General features: G+C 61.4%; 26 protein-coding genes and 1 tRNA gene. 16 read left to right on the forward strand and 11 right to left on the reverse strand.

Features of this window, described 5'->3' with window-relative positions:
- Positions 1-41 precede the first annotated feature (41 nt).
- From RAD15_RS04490 to RAD15_RS04505, 4 genes are all read right to left on the reverse strand, one after another.
- A complete protein-coding gene (locus tag RAD15_RS04490; RefSeq protein WP_458174741.1) occupies positions 42-299 on the reverse strand; it encodes a hypothetical protein in 258 nt (85 codons plus the stop codon).
- 117 nt (positions 300-416) lie between these two features.
- The gene (locus RAD15_RS04495; protein WP_458174743.1) at positions 417-1,043 is read right to left on the reverse strand and encodes a PilZ domain-containing protein; all 627 of its coding nucleotides are present in this window, start codon (positions 1,041-1,043) and stop codon (positions 417-419) included.
- 204 nt (positions 1,044-1,247) lie between these two features.
- Entirely contained in the window at positions 1,248-1,898 is a 651-nt protein-coding gene (locus tag RAD15_RS04500) for a hypothetical protein (RefSeq protein ID WP_458174745.1), read from the reverse strand.
- A 103-nt stretch (positions 1,899-2,001) separates the two neighbouring features.
- Positions 2,002-2,076: transfer RNA gene (locus tag RAD15_RS04505), tRNA-Glu, on the reverse strand.
- Positions 2,077-2,303: 227 nt separating this feature from the next.
- On the opposite strand from RAD15_RS04505, the gene RAD15_RS04510 reads away from it, so the two are divergent.
- The 3 genes from RAD15_RS04510 to RAD15_RS04520 are packed head-to-tail and all read left to right on the forward strand — an operon-like array spanning position 2,304 to position 3,042.
- A complete protein-coding gene (locus RAD15_RS04510; protein ID WP_458174747.1) occupies positions 2,304-2,558 on the forward strand; it encodes a PilZ domain-containing protein in 255 nt (84 codons plus the stop codon).
- Positions 2,559-2,615: 57 nt separating this feature from the next.
- Positions 2,616-2,867, forward strand: coding sequence for a hypothetical protein (locus RAD15_RS04515; RefSeq protein WP_458174749.1), 252 nt, complete (start codon positions 2,616-2,618; stop codon positions 2,865-2,867).
- A gap of 7 nt (positions 2,868-2,874) precedes the next feature.
- A complete protein-coding gene (locus RAD15_RS04520) occupies positions 2,875-3,042 on the forward strand; it encodes a hypothetical protein (RefSeq protein WP_458174751.1) in 168 nt (55 codons plus the stop codon).
- 133 nt (positions 3,043-3,175) lie between these two features.
- Here the strand turns inward: RAD15_RS04520 and RAD15_RS04525 are convergent, their stop codons facing one another.
- Both RAD15_RS04525 and RAD15_RS04530 read right to left on the reverse strand, forming a co-directional pair.
- A complete protein-coding gene (locus tag RAD15_RS04525; protein WP_458174753.1) occupies positions 3,176-3,814 on the reverse strand; it encodes a glutathione S-transferase family protein in 639 nt (212 codons plus the stop codon).
- A 287-nt stretch (positions 3,815-4,101) separates the two neighbouring features.
- Entirely contained in the window at positions 4,102-4,554 is a 453-nt protein-coding gene (locus RAD15_RS04530; RefSeq protein WP_458174755.1) for a VOC family protein, read from the reverse strand.
- A 655-nt stretch (positions 4,555-5,209) separates the two neighbouring features.
- Between RAD15_RS04530 and RAD15_RS04535 the strand changes: the two genes are divergently transcribed.
- Together RAD15_RS04535 and RAD15_RS04540 are read left to right on the forward strand one after the other, a co-directional pair.
- Positions 5,210-5,926 carry a hypothetical protein gene (locus RAD15_RS04535; protein WP_458174757.1) on the forward strand — a complete coding sequence of 239 codons (717 nt, stop codon included), beginning with the start codon at positions 5,210-5,212 and terminating at the stop codon, positions 5,924-5,926.
- Between the two features lie 142 nt (positions 5,927-6,068).
- Complete coding sequence (locus RAD15_RS04540; protein WP_458174759.1) at positions 6,069-6,926, forward strand: hypothetical protein; 858 nt, start codon at positions 6,069-6,071, stop codon at positions 6,924-6,926.
- 232 nt (positions 6,927-7,158) lie between these two features.
- On the opposite strand, the gene RAD15_RS04545 is transcribed toward RAD15_RS04540, so the two are convergent.
- The gene (locus RAD15_RS04545; RefSeq protein ID WP_458174761.1) at positions 7,159-7,557 is read right to left on the reverse strand and encodes a hypothetical protein; all 399 of its coding nucleotides are present in this window, start codon (positions 7,555-7,557) and stop codon (positions 7,159-7,161) included.
- A 122-nt stretch (positions 7,558-7,679) separates the two neighbouring features.
- Between RAD15_RS04545 and RAD15_RS04550 the strand changes: the two genes are divergently transcribed.
- From RAD15_RS04550 to RAD15_RS04560, 3 genes are read left to right on the forward strand one after another with little or no spacing between them, the layout of a single operon-like run.
- Positions 7,680-7,880: a hypothetical protein gene (locus tag RAD15_RS04550; RefSeq protein ID WP_458174763.1), complete on the forward strand. Its 201-nt coding sequence runs from the start codon at positions 7,680-7,682 to the stop codon at positions 7,878-7,880.
- Positions 7,880-8,143, forward strand: a complete 264-nt coding sequence (locus RAD15_RS04555) for a hypothetical protein (RefSeq protein ID WP_458174765.1) — start codon at positions 7,880-7,882, stop codon at positions 8,141-8,143. The genes RAD15_RS04550 and RAD15_RS04555 overlap by 1 nt, the downstream gene beginning before the upstream one ends.
- Positions 8,140-8,397, forward strand: coding sequence for a hypothetical protein (locus RAD15_RS04560; RefSeq protein ID WP_458174767.1), 258 nt, complete (start codon positions 8,140-8,142; stop codon positions 8,395-8,397). Before RAD15_RS04555 ends, RAD15_RS04560 begins: the two co-directional genes overlap by 4 nt.
- Positions 8,398-8,436: 39 nt before the next feature.
- On the opposite strand, the gene RAD15_RS04565 is transcribed toward RAD15_RS04560, so the two are convergent.
- The gene (locus tag RAD15_RS04565) at positions 8,437-8,931 is read right to left on the reverse strand and encodes a hypothetical protein (RefSeq protein WP_458174769.1); all 495 of its coding nucleotides are present in this window, start codon (positions 8,929-8,931) and stop codon (positions 8,437-8,439) included.
- A 125-nt stretch (positions 8,932-9,056) separates the two neighbouring features.
- Here RAD15_RS04565 and RAD15_RS04570 point away from each other — a divergent pair, with 125 nt between their 5' ends.
- The 3 genes from RAD15_RS04570 to RAD15_RS04580 all read left to right on the forward strand — a co-directional run bounded on the left by RAD15_RS04570 (position 9,057) and on the right by RAD15_RS04580 (position 9,896).
- The gene (locus tag RAD15_RS04570) at positions 9,057-9,389 is read left to right on the forward strand and encodes a hypothetical protein (RefSeq protein WP_458174771.1); all 333 of its coding nucleotides are present in this window, start codon (positions 9,057-9,059) and stop codon (positions 9,387-9,389) included.
- Positions 9,390-9,504: 115 nt separating this feature from the next.
- The gene (locus tag RAD15_RS04575; RefSeq protein WP_458174773.1) at positions 9,505-9,663 is read left to right on the forward strand and encodes a hypothetical protein; all 159 of its coding nucleotides are present in this window, start codon (positions 9,505-9,507) and stop codon (positions 9,661-9,663) included.
- 14 nt (positions 9,664-9,677) lie between these two features.
- The gene (locus RAD15_RS04580; RefSeq protein WP_458174775.1) at positions 9,678-9,896 is read left to right on the forward strand and encodes a hypothetical protein; all 219 of its coding nucleotides are present in this window, start codon (positions 9,678-9,680) and stop codon (positions 9,894-9,896) included.
- Between the two features lie 69 nt (positions 9,897-9,965).
- Here the strand turns inward: RAD15_RS04580 and RAD15_RS04585 are convergent, their stop codons facing one another.
- Positions 9,966-10,283 (reverse strand): hypothetical protein, encoded by a 318-nt coding sequence (locus tag RAD15_RS04585; RefSeq protein WP_458174777.1) that lies wholly within the window; start codon positions 10,281-10,283, stop codon positions 9,966-9,968.
- A 68-nt stretch (positions 10,284-10,351) separates the two neighbouring features.
- Between RAD15_RS04585 and RAD15_RS04590 the strand changes: the two genes are divergently transcribed.
- Positions 10,352-10,687 carry a GYD domain-containing protein gene (locus RAD15_RS04590; protein WP_458174779.1) on the forward strand — a complete coding sequence of 112 codons (336 nt, stop codon included), beginning with the start codon at positions 10,352-10,354 and terminating at the stop codon, positions 10,685-10,687.
- Positions 10,688-10,817: 130 nt separating this feature from the next.
- Here the strand turns inward: RAD15_RS04590 and RAD15_RS04595 are convergent, their stop codons facing one another.
- A complete protein-coding gene (locus RAD15_RS04595; RefSeq protein WP_458174781.1) occupies positions 10,818-11,120 on the reverse strand; it encodes a hypothetical protein in 303 nt (100 codons plus the stop codon).
- 350 nt (positions 11,121-11,470) lie between these two features.
- On the opposite strand from RAD15_RS04595, the gene RAD15_RS04600 reads away from it, so the two are divergent.
- From RAD15_RS04600 to RAD15_RS04615, 4 genes are all read left to right on the forward strand, one after another.
- Positions 11,471-11,767, forward strand: a complete 297-nt coding sequence (locus tag RAD15_RS04600; protein ID WP_007591377.1) for an HU family DNA-binding protein — start codon at positions 11,471-11,473, stop codon at positions 11,765-11,767.
- A gap of 510 nt (positions 11,768-12,277) precedes the next feature.
- Positions 12,278-12,415, forward strand: a complete 138-nt coding sequence (locus tag RAD15_RS04605; RefSeq protein ID WP_458174783.1) for a hypothetical protein — start codon at positions 12,278-12,280, stop codon at positions 12,413-12,415.
- Between the two features lie 233 nt (positions 12,416-12,648).
- Positions 12,649-12,846: a hypothetical protein gene (locus tag RAD15_RS04610; RefSeq protein ID WP_458174785.1), complete on the forward strand. Its 198-nt coding sequence runs from the start codon at positions 12,649-12,651 to the stop codon at positions 12,844-12,846.
- Between the two features lie 355 nt (positions 12,847-13,201).
- A complete protein-coding gene (locus RAD15_RS04615) occupies positions 13,202-13,399 on the forward strand; it encodes a hypothetical protein (protein ID WP_458174787.1) in 198 nt (65 codons plus the stop codon).
- A 118-nt stretch (positions 13,400-13,517) separates the two neighbouring features.
- On the opposite strand, the gene RAD15_RS04620 is transcribed toward RAD15_RS04615, so the two are convergent.
- Entirely contained in the window at positions 13,518-13,640 is a 123-nt protein-coding gene (locus RAD15_RS04620; protein ID WP_458174789.1) for a hypothetical protein, read from the reverse strand.
- Between the last annotated feature and the right edge of the window lie 34 nt (positions 13,641-13,674).

A 13,674-nucleotide genomic window follows, 5' to 3' on the forward strand; every position in this document is an offset into this window, starting at 1 on the left:
CGCATGCCACGCTCTCCCGCGGCGGCCGGCGTTCTCCGCTTTCAGTGGGTGGTGAACGGCGGCGCCGCGTCGGGGGCAACGTCGAAGGCGCCGAGATGGAATTCCTCGCCGATGGATTCGTCCGGCTCGGCAGGTTGCGCGAGCAGCGTGAAGGCGGCCTGCGGGTATTGCTTCCAGATCGCGAGATCGCCGGCGGTGATGGTGAGCCAGCCGAACGTGTAAATGTAGCGTCCGGGCTCGGTGACCCGGCCGACCCTGTCCCAGGTAATCTTATCAACTGTGATCTTGTCGACTGCCATCCGGTCCCCCGATCGCAAGTCTGCACGTCACGTCCGGCACGAGGCGCGGACCCGCAAAGGCTGATCCCGCAATGGGGCCGCGATAGGGCAGCGAGCGGAGGAATCGGCCGGCTGGCCTCAGGCCGACTGCAGCACGGCCTGGCGCACGATCAGGCGGACGAGGTCGTCCCGCTGCTGCTTCTCAGCGAATTTGACCGCAAAGCCGTTGTCGAATTTGCGGATGACGCGCCCGACGCAGGCGCCGACCGCAAGCGGCGTTCCAACCGGCGGGTCGTATTCGCAGGACACAGCGACGCCGGCCGTGGAGACGTCGATGATGAAGCAGGGATGGGTGCCGCCGTCCGCGAGGGTCAGGAAGGTGTGCGCGACCTGCGGAACGAAGCGCGCATCGTTGCGCAGCTCCTGGACGCTGGCGTCCTTCTGCTTCTTCTCCAGCCAGGTCAGCTTTTCCGACATCCAGGCCCGCCGCGCCCGCGTCATGTCGAGTTCCATCAGGAAACCCGATTTCAGCGTCGCGCTGATCGTGCACTGGAATTCGCCGAAATCCTGGAAATAGGAGGTCACGCGCTCGCCGATCTTGCCGACGACAGGCACGTCCACAATCATGCGGAACGGCGAGACGCGCTTGGTCCGGCAGGCGAAGGTGCGCAGCTTGCCCTCGCAATCGTACCAGCGGGGCAGCGAGTAGCTGCCGCTCACCGTGACGTCCACCGCACGCTGCCTGAGGAAATCCGTGACGGACATGAGTGCCAATCGTGTTTTTTGGGGCGTTTCCGTAAATGCACGGTAGCGGTCAAATTCTAAGCAAATGATACCGGCGCTCATGAGCAGGGGTAAATTTCCGGTAAACGCATGAGCCGGTGATGCGCCGGGCCTGCGCGACAAATTGCCGATTTGCAGCTGTGAGGGTTCACAACGTCGTCATCGCGCGGCGCGAACCGCGGGCGTTCAGACCGCTCCGAGCAGCACCAGCAGAGCCAGTGCAGCAACGGCAATAACGAGCTTGATCGTCGTCCAGATCAGGCTGTCCGGATTGATCGCCCATCCGAACCACGGCCCGGCGCGCCGGATCGTCAACGCTGCGAACGCCTCGACGACGGCGAGCGCGAGAGCGATGCCGGCAATGAAAGACCATGAGTCGGCCGGCGGCAGCCATGGCGCGAGCCAGGCGGGGACGGAGCCTCGCATGGATGCCAGCAGTGCGAACCATCCGAACCAGGACACGGAGCCCTTGATGATGTCAGGCCCGATCGTATCGGGGTCGAACCGGATGCCGATCGCGCGAAGCGCGCTCTCGAGGCGCTCGCCGTCGGTCAGGAAGAGAAACGCGCCGAGGTAGAGCGGCACGGGGGACCTGAAGAGGAGCGCGATGATGCCGAACAGGATCGTGTAGCCGTAGGCGTCACCGAGGATGTTCCAGCCAGACGCGAGCGGGGGCTGCGGCGTGGCCGTGGCCCGAGGGAGCGATCTGGCGCGCGCCATGTGCTCGAGCATTCTGGCGCGCCGGTCCGGTGCATAGGGCGTGGTGCGGCGAATCCAGGGCGGCAGCTGCGAGGCAGCGCCGGACGGACCTTCCGAGGGGGATTCGCGCTGCTCCATGGACCTGCAACCGGTTTCGATCGGAGATTGGTCGGAGGTCGGGGGCGGGGAGGTTCATGCGGTGGCGGCTGATTTCGCCGCGTGATCCGATTGCTTCGGATCGTGGCGCTCCCTAGCGGAATCGAACCGCTCTCTCCACCGTGAAAGGGTGGCGTCCTAACCGATAGACGAAGGGAGCTAACACTGGGCCCCGCCGCTTTTCGCGGCACGGCCGCCGGCCGCCCGAACAGTGCCCGGCGGCTTGCAGCGGGCGAACGTATAGTGGCCTTTGGGGCGGCGGGCAAGCCGTTCGGGAACGGTCTTTTGGAACCGGTGGATAGCGTCCACCCCGGGATCATTCGGGGCCGATTTCAACGATTTCTTAGGGTTCCCTGCGCTAGCGCTGGGATGGGAGATTTTTGGCCAATGCCACAGCCGAAGAAGCGCGCAGCCCGCAAGCTGCTGTCGCAGCACGCCTGGATCACGCTCGCCGGCGGATTCGCGGCGCGGCATTGCCTGGTCCAGGACATCTCGGACACGGGCGCCAAGATCACGATGGACGACGACGCCAGCCAGCTGCCGGGCGTGATCCGGATGGCCTTCGCCCGCGATGCCCGCACCGGGCGAAGCTGCCAGGTGGTCTGGCGCCGCGGCAAGTCGGCCGGCGTCAAGTTCATCTGATCGCGGACGCCGGGCCTGCCGATGGCGCGCAGCGCCTGTCCGGGCTAGAACGGCGCGATGCGCGCGTTGCTCCTCATCCTCATCTCGCTGCCGGCCATAGCCACCTCCGCGGCCGCATCCGAGATCCTGCGTCTGCCGCCCGCTGAGCGGCCGCAGGCGGGCAAGACCTTGCCGCTGAAGAGCAAGGCCGGGGCGGCAAGGGCGAACTCGTGTGCGGCCTACGGCCCGCGCTTCACCATGATCGAGGCGACCGGCACCTGCGTGAAGATCGGCGGCTCGATTAGCATCGACACCACCATCCGGCGCTGAGGCCCGCATGTCGCCGGATCTGATGCGGCTCGATATCATCGTCCCCGTCGTGATGTACTGCGCGCTGCTGTGGTGGGTCGGCCGCGGCCTGAGCTGGGCGGCCAGGCTCGCCACCGCGGTCGTCACGCTGGTGCTGATCATCTGCGTGGTGCTGGTCGAGCGCGGCTGGGGTTAGACGGCCCCTCACAACAAAAAACGCGAAAACAACCCCATGCACAGTAGCCGTCAAGCGCTCCCGCGCCGCCGGAGGCGTGCGGCAAGACGGCGATTCATCGCGACGTCAGCGTGATTTAACCCGCGCCGCCGGCTCACGACATCGGCGGTGCGACAAACTGTGCGAAACCGGGCCGTTTGCTGAGCTCGGCGAGCCAGCGCGTCAGATGCGGCTGCGCCGGCCGGGTGATGCCTTCGACGCCGAGCCAGCGCCGCGCATACGAGCCGATCGCGATGTCGGCGAGCGTGAACGTGTCGCCCTCCATGAAGCGGCGCGAGGAGAGCAGGCGGTCGGCGATCGCCCAGACCTCGGCGGCGGCATCGGCATCGCGCTGCACCTGGATCATGTCGCGCTCGGCGGGCGCCGTGCGCACGACGCCCCAGAACACCGGGCGGTCGACCGGCTGCACCGCCGACAGCGTCCAGTCGAGCCAGCGGTCGACGCTGGTGCGGCTCCTCGGCGCCTCCGGGTAGATCGGCGTGCCGCGTCCATGCGCGAGGCAGAGATAGCGCATGATCGAATTCGACTCCCACAGCACGAAATCGCCCTCGACCAGCGTCGGGATCCGCGCATTGGGGTTCATCGCGAGATAGTCGGCCTCGCGCGTCTTGCCGAACGCCATGCCGGCGTCGATGCGCTCATAGACGAGGCCAAGCTCGGTGAGGCACCACAGCACCTTCTGCACGTTGACCGAATTGGCGCGGCCCCAGATCGTCAGCTTGGCGTCAGGCATGAAGCATCTCCCGCGGCGTTTCTGCTTGCCGCGGGTGTTAGCGGAATTTCGCTAGTCCAGCGACACGCGATTGTGCCGAGCCCCTCATGCAAAAAGCTCCGCCATGGGCGGAGCTTTCACACGTTGAACCCGTTGATCAGTGGCCGAAGAACAGCCACAACAGAATGATCACCGGGATCGGCACGCCCAGCAGCCACAACAAAATCCCGCGTCCCATCGCATTCTCCTCCAATCGCTTCGTTGGAGGGAAAACGCCGGTTGCGCGCGCTTGTTCCTGCGGGCGATGCTTACCAGTGGCCGGTGTTCGGCATCGACGACCACGGCTCCTGCGGCGCCTTCGGCTCGCCCTTCTGCAAGAGTTCGATCGAGTGCAGATCCGGCGAGCGGACGAAGGCCATGTTGCCGTCGCGCGGCGGACGGTTGATGGTGACGCCGGCCTTCTGCAGCTGTGCGCAGGTGGCGTAGATGTCGTCGACCTCATAGGCGAGATGACCGAAGAAGCGGTCCTCGCCGTATTTCTCCTCGTCCCAGTTGTAAGTGAGTTCGACCAGCGGCGCGCCGCGCGTTTGCGGCTGCTTCTTCAGCGCCTCCAGATCGTCCGCCGAGCACAGGAACACCAGCGTGAACCGCCCCTTGTCGTTCTCGATCCGCCGCACCTCCTTCAGCCCCAGCGCATCCTGGTAAAACTTCAGCGCGATATCGAGATTGCGCACGCGCAACATGGTGTGGAGGTATCTCATTTTGCAGAACTCCTTGAGAGCGTTTGTTGTTCTTACGTGCGATAGGGCACCGGGGCGCACTCAATAGCAGGAAAACGGAGTGGAGGGCACTGCCATACGTGCGGGTAAATCTCACTTTGCTCTGATGCGCCGGTGGAGACTCTTGGCCAGCTCTATCCGCCGAGCCCGCCTCTGTCCGAGCTCCCTGGACCGCCGCGAAGGCGTTGGCGGAAATAGCGTGGAAGGCGAGGCATCAAATAAACCTGAGCGTTCACGCATGGACACCTAGTCGCGCGACATCCTTACGGGCATAGATGCTTCTTTCAACGGGACGTTGTCTGTGAGAATTTTGATTACCGCTCTCTGCCTGAGCCTGGTTTTGATGGCCGCAACTTCTTCGGTGCCGGCCTCGGCCCAAAGCACCGCATTCTGCCAAGGCGTTGCCGGAGGTGGCCCCGGTTATACGGGACGGGCCTCATCTCCCGAGGTGGCTGCCATCTACAAGCGGTATCAAGCCTGCCTGGATGGTGACTATCCAGGCGGCCCCAAGGACAGCTCGAAAGGCCGTACCGCGGCGAAGAGGAAGAGCTGAACCAAAACCTCGAGCTACGCGTGCCATACCGATCGATGCCATTGCCGACAATATCGACACCGGCAATCGAGAAAGGAAAGCTTGATGGACTATCTTGCGATTGCGGTCACCTGCCTCGTCGCGTGGTTGGGTATTCTCTGGAAAGAGCCGGGAGACGGCGTAAAGGCTCTCTTGATGTTTGCCGCATTGCTCACCAGCCTGTTCGCGGCTGCCAAGGTTTCGGACGACAATGAGGACAAGAAATTCGCACAGTCGGCGCTGACCTCGATGCTCGAGGCGACTCATACCGTTTACGACGGCTTCTATCGGGATATCGATGATCCGGCGAAGGACCGTGGATTCGATCTCGAGCATTATGTCTGTGCGCACAGTGCTGCGGGACTTGTGTGCTCCTTTACAGACAAGGACGACAAGTCCAAGCGCGGAGTGTTGGTGCTCGAAAAGGGCGAGCTGGCTGAGATGATCGCGAAAAGGATTCGCAAAGAGAGCAGAAGTCCGATCATCCAGGCGGCCTTTGACAAGCCGTTCACGCCCGCCAAACCGACGGAGGAGCTTCTTGGCAAAGCCGCCATCGTCGGATTTCTCGCCTACTACGACATGTACTGCAAGTATCCGGAAAATTACTACTACGACGGAAGATATGGCACCAAAGTGATTTCAGACCTGGTTGAGGCCAGGCTAACTCTTGAAGATTTCGCGAGCATCGATCCCGGAAAGGGAGTGGACGTCTTTCAGAAGGTCCAGGATCTATATCGCAGCCAGCTCGCGTCAAAAAAGGGACCGGCGCTCAATTGTTTCTGATGCAGTCCTTTTTTTCTTGGCACGGAAGTGACTAGGTCCGCTAGCTGGTTCTCAGCTAGTACCCACTACCCAAATCTGCTACCTATGGTTATCCGGGACAAAAGTCTCGGCTTTTTTGTTGGGGCAATCGGTGTCAGAGGAAATGGAAAAACTCCGCGAGCTCTTCACGTTCGTTTGTTTTGGGCTAGGTGCAATATCATTGCTCCTCTGCGTTTTCCAAGGTTGGCACGAAAAATATGGTTCGGCGAGCATCTTGCTCGTGACAGGGATAATGTGCGGTGTGTTTGTCTTCCTGTCGCAGGTGAAGACATTCAAGGTTTGGGAGGTTCAAGTAGAACTCAAGGAGCAACTTGACCAGGCTCAAATGTCGATAGCGCAGCTACGACGTATCTCGATGAATAGCGCAAAGGCAATCTATAGCCAGTTGGCTTGGGGAAACCGGATGGCCTCGCCAACGGCCAAAGAAAAGAAAGCTCAGCTAGATGAGATCGAGAAGCAGCTTTTGGACCTTAATTTGGCGTCGGATGAGCGGGAGGATGTTGTCCGTCCCATCGTGCGTATCATCGGTTTCGATTTGTATCAGATATTCTCTCGGACCATTGAGGCATACGGTGGCCTTCGCTATACGGCCCTGGTGGAGCGAGCAAGATCAGAGCAGCCAGCTTTCGTTGGCGCACGCGAGAAACACTCGGAAGGCTATACGAAGTGGGTCCGTCGCGAAGGGGGGCAAAATCCTTTCGAGCGCCTCTATACTTACGATATGAAAGCGGAGCTGGAGCGCGAGACCCCTCGTCCAAGTGAGTGGATGGATGAGGAAGACTTGGAGATCACCCGACGGTTCGCGCAAGACGTGCTTCGCATCTATACCGGCTGTGTGATGAAGGGCGGTTACACCACTGAGGCAGCAGATTTCCTCGATAAGTACTCCAAGAAAGAAGATTTCGAGGCCAAAGCGAATGAGCTGTATGCGAGGCCATTGACTGAGCTTCGGAAACCTTGACGGCGATGCGGCTCCAAATCACGCTATTCCTGTGCCTAACAGTGAACTAAATTACCGTGACAGTGCACTCAATTGGCGCTGTCCGCCAAGCGTGGACCTATCGGAATTGCGGCGACAGGAGCGCCGGCGGCTCAGCCGCGGCGAGAACAATTGAGTGCACTGTCACCGCAATGGCAGCAGGCGGGCGACGGAGAATGGATTGAATGCACTGTCGCTCGCACCATACTGACGTTCAGCCGCCAGCGCTGTCCATCATGTAGCTTCGAAAATGCAGATCAAGCACAACAGAGCCGGCAGCAACGAGCAGGACGAGGATACTCGCATATATCAGCGGCTTCCTCACATCTGCACGGAATGACCATGCGCCGAGGCCAAGGAATCCGATCCCGAAGGCGAGGCTGAACCAGGTCAGGCAGATGGCCAATTGCTGCTCGGCGCGATCGAGCTGAGACATGAATCCGTCGGGAAATCCCAGCCACGTGACGAACATCGAAAAATGGGCCGAACCTGCGAACATCAGGACTGCGAGTGCGAACGGATAGACATTCTTGCGTGTCATGAATCGTCTCGGTTGGTCCATCGGATTAACATGCCGGTCGCACGGCACGCAAACCATGCGGTAAGCACTCAATTGGCGCGTCCGCTAAGCGTGGACTGAAGCCGCAGAGCCGGCCGGGCGATGGCCGATGAATTTAGTGCACAGGCACCACCCTGGGCAGTTGAACCCCGCCAGAGATGGGGCGACTAAACGCCATGGCCGCATTCTTTGCAGAACTCCTGTTCGATCTCGTCAGAGGCCTCGTCGGTAGCTGGCTGAGACAGGCTGCGGTGGCCGTTTGTGCGTGGCTCGATACGAAGATTCACGGCCGCGCTGCACGCTTTGTCGTCGGTGGCCTGCTCGGGATCGCCGCCTATTTCCTCATTCCTGTGATCGCCGGCTTGCTGGGTCTTTGATGCCCTCCGTGAAGACGAACCTCATCATTGCATTGGCCATCGGGGCGCTCATCTCGTTGACGCTTCTCGTCATCGAGCCGCTCACCGACTTCGCTTATCTTTCGCTGGAGTGGCCTGGCATCACCGCAGCGTATTTTTTCTGGGGAGCGGCCGGAGGCTCCACCTTCGCAGGCGTCGCTATTTCCTGGCTCGTGAATGCGCTCATCTATGGTTTCGAAGCTTTCGCCATTCTCGGCGCTGTAAAAGTGCTGCGGGCGACATGAAGCGCTGGCTGCAACGGCTCGGAAAGATTGCGAGGATTGCTGCGCTTTGCGGCACCGTCGCGTGGCTGGTGCTTTTGACGAGTTCGCCGCAGCAGCCTGATGCCGCGCATCCTGAACGCTACGCGCACCGGCACGACGTCAGGTATGTGAGCGAAAAGACTGAACTCGTCCTCCGCGTCCTGCTCGGCTCGTCGTTTACCCTGGCCATGGTGGCGTTTGGATGTCACTTCGCGACCAGGGACATGCGGGAGTGAATGATCCCGGCGGATTTCAATGGCATCGCATCGCGCGCACTAGCGCCTTGATCCGTCCTTGCTGCGCCGGGCCTCTTCAGCCTCGTCCACGAGCTTCAACGCGGCGCCGTCGTAGCTCAGCCTCAAGCCGCGGCCGACGATCCATATCCATCCCTCGCGGGCGTCCCTGGTCGGCTGGGCGTTGAACTGGTCGGAGATCGATTTGACGGCCGCGTCTTGCGGCCCCGGATTGGTCAGCTCCGCATTGACGCGCCAGATCGGATGCCTGGCATCGACATCATCGCTGTCGATCGTGACCTTGGCGCCATCGACCGCGCATTCGAGAGTGTAGGAATCGCGAACCTGGCGGCAGCGGTAGCGGCGCTGCGTGATGAGCTTGTTCGTCTCCTCGAATGTCATCCCGGGCGAAAAGCCGAGAATGTCGGACTTTTTCACGCTGGCCAGCGATGCGGGCTTCAAAAAGCCGGGCTGGATCGCCACGAGGGCGGCAATGGCAACAACGATCAAGCCGGCGACAACAATGGCAATCTTCATCGGCCCCTCGCGAGATACATCCGACCATACAACAGCGGGAGCATCCTGCCAGTCGGGCTTGGCGTGATCGTCATGAGGCCGACACGGCGGACGCGACAGGTGCGGTCTCGTGACCGGTGCCTGGCTTGACCGCGCGAAAATTGAGCGCTCCGGCAACGACCACTTGTGGTTTCGGCGGCGTCCGCTATCGTATTGCTCTCGACTGGGGGGAATTCGAAATGATGGGGCGCCTGGGGTTGCTCGCATTTGTCTTCGTTGCCATGAGCGGCAGTGCGCAGGCCGAGGCCTGGACATGCTCTGCCAAGAACATCGTGTCGGGCAATTACGCCGGCGGCGATACCGCCTACATCCATCTGTCGCCCTATGAGAGAGGCAACAACTATCCGGTGACCAAAAAGGGCAAGACGGTCACGGGACGAACGTCCAACGGAACGCCCTTCGTCTGCAAGCAACAATAGCCAGCCATCGGGAGGATAAGTGAAAGTTCTTTTCAGCATTTCCACGATAGTTTTGTCATTGGCCAGCATCCCCGCTCACGCGGCCTCCAACAGCACCCCTCACGCGGTCGAATGCATGGCCAAGAACGGGTTCACACCCGAGATGTGGCGGGCACGTCGTGCGGGGACGAACGCGCAGGTCCAGTCCTACATCGCCTGCCGTGACGGCATCTCGACCAAGCAGGCGCGGGAGGTCGGCAAGAAGGACGGCAATTTCGATACCTACAAGCGCTAGGCGGAGCGGCCGACATGAAGCTGCTCGCAGCCTTGCTGCTCACGGCCGCGTCGATTGGCGCGGCCGATGCCGCCGGCAGCATGGCGCTCTGCCTGCAGGCAGGTTTCTCGCAAGCCTGCTGCAAAGCCGAGGAAGCCAAAGGCGGCTTCAATGGTGACGGCGCCGATGCCTCGGCCCGTCGCTGGAACAGTCTCGCCATGTGCAAGAGCCGCGCCGCGGGCAAGCCCAAATGATGCGATGACGCCCGCGTTCACGCAACGCGCCATCGGACGACGGTTGCGTAGGCCATCGCGCTGCCGCTGTCATGGAGCTTGCATCATGGGCTTCCGCTGCAGATCCAAATCGGCTTCGCTGATCGCGCACTGAAGCGTCATCGGCAATGTCGCGACGCGTTCGACGGTACCTTGCTGCCATCGCATCGATCGGTTGACACGATCCTTGTCGTCGCGCGTTTGGCGATGGTGCGACATCTCGCCCGCGTTGCATCGACCGCCCGCGAAATCGCCTTTCACGCACGCGCCCGCTGATGTATCGTGCAGGTGAGCCGCCAACGAGGTGTGCCGAAACCTCGTCAGTACCTGGCGGCGTTTATGCCCACGGCGGGCAATGTACTCCATCATTTTTCAGATCCCATCGTCGTGACGGTCAGCGTCGCGACGAGCGTCTTCATTTCAGAACGGAGTCAGCCATGCATTTCTGTCTCACAGGGCAATACACGCCGCGCGCTCTCAATGCCATTCTGGAAAACCCGACGACCAATCGTCAGGAAGCCGCGGCGAAGCTGATCGAGGCGGCCGGCGGAAAGCTGGTCTCGATGTACAGCGTTGCGGCCGACGGCCCCGGCGTTCTCGTGATTTTCGACGTGCCCGATCCGAGCGCGGCGCCTGCCATTTCCGGCCTGACCGTCACGGCCGGTACCTTGCAGAACGTGAAGCTGACGCGGCTGTTCACGCAGGACGAGATCAAGCATGTGCGGCAGAACGCAGCCAAGCTGCGCTCGTCCTACAAGCCGCCGGGCGGCTGATCTCTCACTCATAGCCCCGGCAAGAGGCGAGGCCGCCGCTCACCGCGCCTGGCGGCGGTCTCGCGAAAGCTTCCTCGCGTCTGCTCGAGTTGGTCTCCGTGCGCCCGGCTGGTGCAGCGGGCGGCTGGACTTACGCTGCGACCCGTTGTTCGACGGGAGCGGTCAGGTATTTCAGCGCTTGTGCATGTTGCAGGTCGGGAACCGCGATGGCGGTGTGGCTGTAGACCGCGTGGCTCCGCGAGTTTGCGATCCCGTCCAGGATCTCTTTGCCCTTGATGACGTGGAGGCCCATGCCTTCTTCGGACGGGAAGATCGCCAGCACCACGTCATACGCCGCGATCACGGCGCGGAGCGCTTCGGCCTTGTCTTCGGCGACGTCGATGAAAACACGAACATCCGCCGCGAGTTCGCGCAGCTCGTTAAAATCCAGCACTGTGGGTACTCCAACGCAACGATACTGACGCGAGATTGAGGCCGTTGGGTTACTGAAGTCTGAACGACGGAAGGCCGATCACAGGTTTCACCCAAACGCGACGCGGCGGGCTACTGCCACTACGGTCGATGCCGTGGATGATGATCCGTTCCGGAAAATTCGGTCCAAAACGCGGCGGCGCTCTGCAAAGGAAGTGCGGAACATACACTGAACGGCGGCTTGCATTTCCGGACTTGATGGGCTCTAAGCCCGGTCACTTCATGACCTCGGGCATGAATCAGGAGCGCGCCCGCGCGGTTCAGGCCGCGTCCTCAGCAAAGTTTGCTCGCTCGCACAAAAGGAATTCAGACATGGCGAAGATGACGAAAACTCAATTGATCGATGCAATTGCCGAGGGCACGCAGCTTTCGAAGAACGACGTGAAGTCGGTGATCGAGTACATGGCGACGGTCGGATACAAGGAGCTCAACGAGTCCGGCGAGTTCGTCATTCCCGGCTTCGTGAAGATGTCGGTGGTGAACAAGCCCGCCACCGAAGCCCGCATGGGCGTCAACCCCTTCACCAAGGAGCCGATGCAGTTCGCGGCAAAGCCCGCGAGCAAGTCGGTGAAAGCCTCGCCGCTGAAGGTGGCCAAGGACTCGGTCTAAGAGGCAGGCTGTAGCGTTGCGGCCGCTTCCTGCGCGAAGCGCCGCGACGCTTCTGCGGCGACGTCGAGGCCGCAAAAAGCGAAAACCCCGCCTGGGGGAAGCGGGGTCTTCTTGGGGGACGAAGCTTGGGGACGCTTCATCCAATAGGACGCGCCAGCGTGCAAAAGGTTCAACGGCGGAAGCAACGTCGGCCGAAAAGAAAAACCCCGCGCTTGCGCACGGGGCCTTCTCGCTGACGGCGATGGGATTTCAGCGCCTGGCCGCCAGCCATCTCAAAAACGAAGATCGCCTTCTAACTTAAGGTTGAAAATCCAAAAAGCAACAGCGCCGCGATGACGGAATATGCTCGTCAGGCGGCGCTGCGAATTGACTGGGCGCTGAAATCCCCAGCCTCCATGGGTCCGCGCAGCGCCGAAAAAGTTCAAAACGATATCCCCGTGCATTTTCGAGGGGGAGGGCTGGACTTTTTGTTCTCATTTTGTTCTAGTGAGTCATCCTTGGAGGTGACCCATGACCATCGAAAAACAGCGCGAAGTGATCAGGCTCTGGAATCAGCTCCGGAAGCTCGAGGGCCCGGCCGCAGAAGAGCTCCGCATCCAGATCCTGGAATGCTTTTCCGAGAACGGCAAAGCCAAGCGCGCGGCGTGAAGCGCGCGGCGTGACGGGAGCGGCTCGAGGCGAGCGCGGCTGGAGGAGCGCCGGCGGACATTCGCAAGCGCGATCGCATCCGACGACGCGCGCTTTCACCGATCGTTAGGACTCGCATCCCGCCGATTTTTTCGACTCCGATTCGTTCCTCGAGAACGAAATGGAGTCGGATGCAGAACAAGCCGCGCCTGTCGATCTCGATGCGAACGCGCGTGTCGAAACGAGACAGCGTGATGCCTCGCACGGTCCTGTCGTGTCGTCTCGCGTACGACATCGGGCCGTGGGAGAGCGACATGGATGCGGGCTGGTTCGTCGAGATGTTCGTCGAGATCGCCAAGGTCTTCTCGCACGACCGCCATCCGCGCTTGCGCAAGGGCAAGCCGTCGGTGCCGCCGGTGCCACCGCGATCGACGTCGGAAGAGGCGATGTGATCGTGCGTTCGTCGCGTGCAATCGATACCTTGCGTTAAGACCTGCTCCGCGCCGGTTTCTTCGATTCCGATTCGTTCTTCGAGAACGAAATGCCGTCGAAGCTGGAACAAACCCGGCCGGCGAACCGCGCGCCATGACGTCGGTGCTCGGCGTCGGTGCTCGGCGTCGGTGCTCGCACCTGACCGAGACTGCTCGGCTGCGATCCGAAGCGCTGCGCAAGTCCTAACGAAAGCTTGCAGGGAAGCGGATAACCCTATTCGGTTAGGTTAAAAGCCCAATCGCGTTGCGCTTGGCGCTGCTTGGGATAGGTGTGTCGGCAAAGACAAGAACGACTTTGCCAAGAAGCAGTTTTCTCATGACACCTTTTTCAGAACCGTCCTTTTATCAAGGCGACCGGCCGACCTACCGGCGCGTCGCCATCGTCGGCACGCTCTTCTGTCTCGCCTTCGTGGTGATCAGCTTCTCGCTGCGCCCGCAGCTCGAGGACACGCGCGTCGCGGTCAAGGCCGACAGGCTGGTGCGCACCGCCGGGCAGGCGCCGCACGCCAACTAAGGCGCGATGAAGTTGGGATGAATCGTCATCGCGCTTTAGGTTATTGTTTGAGCATGATCTTTTCGGAAAACCGCTGCGCACTTTGCGCTAACGCGGCCCTTCGGGTCCGGATCATGCTTTAGCGCTCGTCGCCGTAGAGGCGGTCCTCGGCACGCGCGCGGTCGCAGCCGCCGCGCGAGGCGAGCGCCACGAAGCCGGCATAGCCGGACAGGTTCAGCAAAACTTCAAGCCACGCGGGCATGTCGGGCCTCACTCAACTGAAGACGGACTCAACG

This window comes from Bradyrhizobium sp. 14AA, assembly GCF_054185205.1.

Bases quoted from the DNA above. Each gene is read 5' to 3' on its own strand.
- RAD15_RS04490 (WP_458174741.1), bottom strand. From the start codon at position 299: ATGGCAGTCGACAAGATCACAGTTGATAAGATTACCTGGGACAGGGTC.
- RAD15_RS04495 (WP_458174743.1), bottom strand. From the start codon at position 1,043: ATGTCCGTCACGGATTTCCTCAGGCAGCGTGCGGTGGACGTCACGGTG.
- RAD15_RS04500 (WP_458174745.1), bottom strand. From the start codon at position 1,898: ATGGAGCAGCGCGAATCCCCCTCGGAAGGTCCGTCCGGCGCTGCCTCG.
- RAD15_RS04510 (WP_458174747.1), top strand. From the start codon at position 2,304: ATGCCACAGCCGAAGAAGCGCGCAGCCCGCAAGCTGCTGTCGCAGCAC.
- RAD15_RS04515 (WP_458174749.1), top strand. From the start codon at position 2,616: ATGCGCGCGTTGCTCCTCATCCTCATCTCGCTGCCGGCCATAGCCACC.
- RAD15_RS04520 (WP_458174751.1), top strand. From the start codon at position 2,875: ATGTCGCCGGATCTGATGCGGCTCGATATCATCGTCCCCGTCGTGATG.
- RAD15_RS04525 (WP_458174753.1), bottom strand. From the start codon at position 3,814: ATGCCTGACGCCAAGCTGACGATCTGGGGCCGCGCCAATTCGGTCAAC.
- RAD15_RS04530 (WP_458174755.1), bottom strand. From the start codon at position 4,554: ATGAGATACCTCCACACCATGTTGCGCGTGCGCAATCTCGATATCGCG.
- RAD15_RS04535 (WP_458174757.1), top strand. From the start codon at position 5,210: ATGGACTATCTTGCGATTGCGGTCACCTGCCTCGTCGCGTGGTTGGGT.
- RAD15_RS04540 (WP_458174759.1), top strand. From the start codon at position 6,069: ATGGAAAAACTCCGCGAGCTCTTCACGTTCGTTTGTTTTGGGCTAGGT.
- RAD15_RS04550 (WP_458174763.1), top strand. From the start codon at position 7,680: ATGGCCGCATTCTTTGCAGAACTCCTGTTCGATCTCGTCAGAGGCCTC.
- RAD15_RS04555 (WP_458174765.1), top strand. From the start codon at position 7,880: ATGCCCTCCGTGAAGACGAACCTCATCATTGCATTGGCCATCGGGGCG.
- RAD15_RS04560 (WP_458174767.1), top strand. From the start codon at position 8,140: ATGAAGCGCTGGCTGCAACGGCTCGGAAAGATTGCGAGGATTGCTGCG.
- RAD15_RS04565 (WP_458174769.1), bottom strand. From the start codon at position 8,931: ATGAAGATTGCCATTGTTGTCGCCGGCTTGATCGTTGTTGCCATTGCC.
- RAD15_RS04575 (WP_458174773.1), top strand. From the start codon at position 9,505: ATGGCCAAGAACGGGTTCACACCCGAGATGTGGCGGGCACGTCGTGCG.
- RAD15_RS04580 (WP_458174775.1), top strand. From the start codon at position 9,678: ATGAAGCTGCTCGCAGCCTTGCTGCTCACGGCCGCGTCGATTGGCGCG.
- RAD15_RS04585 (WP_458174777.1), bottom strand. From the start codon at position 10,283: ATGATGGAGTACATTGCCCGCCGTGGGCATAAACGCCGCCAGGTACTG.
- RAD15_RS04590 (WP_458174779.1), top strand. From the start codon at position 10,352: ATGCATTTCTGTCTCACAGGGCAATACACGCCGCGCGCTCTCAATGCC.
- RAD15_RS04600 (WP_007591377.1), top strand. From the start codon at position 11,471: ATGGCGAAGATGACGAAAACTCAATTGATCGATGCAATTGCCGAGGGC.
- RAD15_RS04605 (WP_458174783.1), top strand. From the start codon at position 12,278: ATGACCATCGAAAAACAGCGCGAAGTGATCAGGCTCTGGAATCAGCTC.
- RAD15_RS04610 (WP_458174785.1), top strand. From the start codon at position 12,649: ATGCCTCGCACGGTCCTGTCGTGTCGTCTCGCGTACGACATCGGGCCG.
- RAD15_RS04615 (WP_458174787.1), top strand. From the start codon at position 13,202: ATGACACCTTTTTCAGAACCGTCCTTTTATCAAGGCGACCGGCCGACC.
- RAD15_RS04620 (WP_458174789.1), bottom strand. From the start codon at position 13,640: ATGCCCGCGTGGCTTGAAGTTTTGCTGAACCTGTCCGGCTATGCCGGC.